This window comes from Romboutsia sp. (assembly GCF_051659545.1).
Taxonomy (GTDB): domain Bacteria; phylum Bacillota; class Clostridia; order Peptostreptococcales; family Peptostreptococcaceae; genus JBOFOR01.
This window is the reverse complement of sequence record NZ_JBOFOR010000148.1, coordinates 1-3,195: the sequence shown is the minus strand read 5'-3', so window position 1 is coordinate 3,195 and position 3,195 is coordinate 1. Positions and strand designations below refer to the sequence as shown.

Below are 3,195 nucleotides of genomic sequence, written 5' to 3'. Positions count from 1 at the left end.
TTTTATATACATCATAATATTTTGAAACATCTTCTATTAATCCAAAGTCGTCTACATTTAAATTATTTTGATATCCACTAGTTGCATAAAAATCACACGCTGTCATTAGTGAAAACAAAAGTCTTGAGTATATGTATATTTCTATATCTAAACCTTTTTTACTATAAAATTCTTTTAAGTAGCTTCTTAACTTATCCATTAGATTTTCTAATGAGTTTTGATTTAATTTTATTTCTAAGTTATAGCTTTCATATAATTCCTTATAAGAAATATAGTTGTTAAGTTCACTAGGTAATTTTTCTATATAGTCATAAAAATTAGCTAGCATTCCATGATGCTTTGATATTATATATGAGTTTGTAGTCAAAATTAAAAGGAGAAGCATATTTTCTTCTCCTTTTAATTTTGATTTCTTTATTTTGTCGAAGTAATAATCAAAGTATAATATAGAAGATAGCATAGAATGTTTTGAATCTACTTTAAGTGTATTTTTAAACTTTTTATTTTTCATTTTTATATACTGAAAATCACTATTTATTTTTCCAATATCGTGCATATATAAAGCATTAGCTATAAGTTCTCTAAAAGTATCTTTACAATTTGTAGATGCATTCTCTAATAATTTATTTTCTATCGTTAAAAAAACACTATTTAAATCTTTTTTTTCACATAATTTTATTAAGTATGTATACACTAGGTCTAAATGTTCTTTTAATGTTTCTTTTTCACTTTCACTTATCATATGTGCATATATATATTGATTTTCAGATACATTTTTTTCAACACCAAATAATTCTATATTTTCAAAATACATAATTTATCTCCTATATAAAGAATAAATTTAAATTATCTATGCTATATACTTTAGACTCGGATAGTTTATTTATTTTCATATTTGTGTATGCAAAAGTTTCTAGTATATACTGATTTGTTGTTTGTTCTAATTTGTATGGCAATTTTTCTTGATATTTAAATTCTACTTCTTTTTCTAAATCTTCAAAATCTCCAAATCCAAAGTCTTTAACAAATTCAAATTCATCTTTTATAAACATACTATCTATTTGCTCTATATCATTGATTTCTATGATATTTTCTATTATTTTAATATCATTTATAGTTGCTACATGATCATTTTTGCCTAAGTATGGTATGTATGTAAATTTTCTTTTTAAAAATCTTTCTTTCATGTTTTTGCTTAATTCATTGTTTTCTAATAAAACATATATATCCCAAGATGGATTTTCTAGCCACTGTTCTTTTACTATTAAGTTTCCACCTTCTTCTTTTGATGCATATCCTACTGAGTTATTAAATACTTGTACTTTTTTATTGATATATCCACCTTCATTTTTAGGTACTATAGCTATTTTTAAACTGTTCAACTTTTCATAGAATTTAGGATAATCATCTTCTTTAGTTTGTTGGTTGTATCCATCAAGTCCTAAGCAACTACCTATAATGCCCATCAAAGATATTTTATGTATATTGCCATATGTAAAATATACATATGAATTTACATCTGGTTTTTTGAAGAAAGCTGTTTTACCACTTAGGTTAAACTTTAGTGCTTTCATCTTATACCTCTTTTCTAGTGAATATATTTATATATTTAGCTTTTTCTATGTTAGCTTTAATATTAGCTTTATATGGATTATAGTATATTTCTATGTTTGATATTGAATCTCCTAAAGAGTTTAATAACTCATCAAAACCAAGTGTTATTATATCTTTGTCAGATTTTTCAAAAGTTATATATTGAGATAAATCTGGTAAGTATAATTCTTCTTCTGTCTCAACAAATATAGCTAATTCATTTTCACATCCAACTTTAGAGTTAGTATTAAATGCTGTTGCACTTACTAATGCTACTTCTTTAAACTTTTTATAATCTTCTTCTGTATATCCTTCAGTTACACCCATTTCTATAAATTGCTTGTATGCAAGTGGGTTTATTGAAAATGGATAAAAGTAATGTGCTTCGTTGCTTACTATTTTAGTTCCAAGTGTTGTTGAACTTGCATCTTCTCCATCTTTACTTTTTTCTTTTGCTTTACCATCTCTAAAAGGAGATAATATTTGTTGTTCTTGAGCTTCTGTAAATTCATATTTATTGAATCCTTGAGATATTTGAACTGCTCCTGTTATACCTATGTTATTTCCTTCTTCTGCAAATGTAGCTCCAAAGTTTTTTACATCTATTGATTTAAATAAATTCATTAATACTTTTTTGTTATCTTTTTCTTTCTTTAGGTCTTCTATTTCAAATATTTCTTCATATCTTTCTTTTAGTGATTTTGGTCTTACTTTTGTTTCATCTTTTTTCCCTTCATCAATTTTTAATGATTTTATGTATAATACCTTTTCTCCATGATTTTCCCACATTTTTTTCATTGGGTATTTTAATGCTTTATCACTTCCAAATACTTCTCCTGTAGATATTGATTTTGGATACCCACTAAAATCTGCATTCCAATTAGCCATTATAGACTTTATTCCTATAACCCCATATATCCTTTTATTCATCTATTTTTTCCTCCGCCTTTTCATATATTAAACTTGAATTTAAATATCCTGCTAATAATACTTCTTCATTAATTTTTCCTTCTGATTTATATGCTAATATCATTGAATATAAATTATTAAATCTTTTACTGTCTTTTTTTATTGAATAGTTATACTTTTTAAACAACTTCACTATTTCTTCTTTTAATTTAGTTTCATTTTTTGAATTTAGTATTGGATTTAATATTGAATGATTTTTATTTCCTGATTTGTTAAGTGATACTAAGTAGCTTGCTATTTGTCCTATTGCAAAGTAATATTCTTCGTCATTTTGTATGCTTTGTGTTTCTTTAGAGTTTATTTTTTCTCTTAAAGATACTTTAGTATCTTTTAGTATATCTCCCATATTACTACCTCCATTAAAATACTTTAATACGCTATATCTTAAATTATATTGTTCTGCTGCTGTTCTTAAGTATCCACTTAATACAGTGTTCTTTATTATATCTAAAGAATACTTATTAAAATTTATCTTAGCAGCGTTTATATTGCCTTTATAAAACCAACTAAATAAACTTTCTCTATTACTTATTAGTATTTCTTTTAGTCTTCCTTTATTTAACTTTATATCTTTAGGCTCTGTAAAATAGTTTGTGTGTAAGAATTTATTAAAGAATACACTACTTATATTCA

3 protein-coding genes and 1 pseudogene are annotated in these 3,195 nt (G+C 24.5%); all 4 read right to left on the bottom strand.

The window, feature by feature from the left end; all coding sequences use genetic code 11:
• Window positions 1–814, bottom strand: an 814-nt coding sequence (locus ACRC03_RS08360) for a CRISPR-associated endonuclease Cas3'' (RefSeq protein WP_438652107.1), incomplete at its 3' end; no start/stop codon positions are given.
• Between the two features lie 10 nt (window positions 815–824).
• Window positions 825–1,574 carry a type I-B CRISPR-associated protein Cas5b gene (gene cas5b, locus ACRC03_RS08355; protein WP_438652106.1) on the bottom strand — a complete coding sequence of 250 codons (750 nt, stop codon included), beginning with the start codon at window positions 1,572–1,574 and terminating at the stop codon, window positions 825–827.
• Window position 1,575: 1 nt separating this feature from the next.
• Window positions 1,576–2,523 (bottom strand): type I CRISPR-associated protein Cas7, encoded by a 948-nt coding sequence (locus ACRC03_RS08350; protein WP_438652105.1) that lies wholly within the window; start codon window positions 2,521–2,523, stop codon window positions 1,576–1,578.
• A pseudogene (locus ACRC03_RS08345) lies at window positions 2,516–3,195 on the bottom strand (CRISPR-associated protein Cse4); the annotation flags it as partial. The pseudogene ACRC03_RS08345 and the gene ACRC03_RS08350, both read right to left, overlap by 8 nt.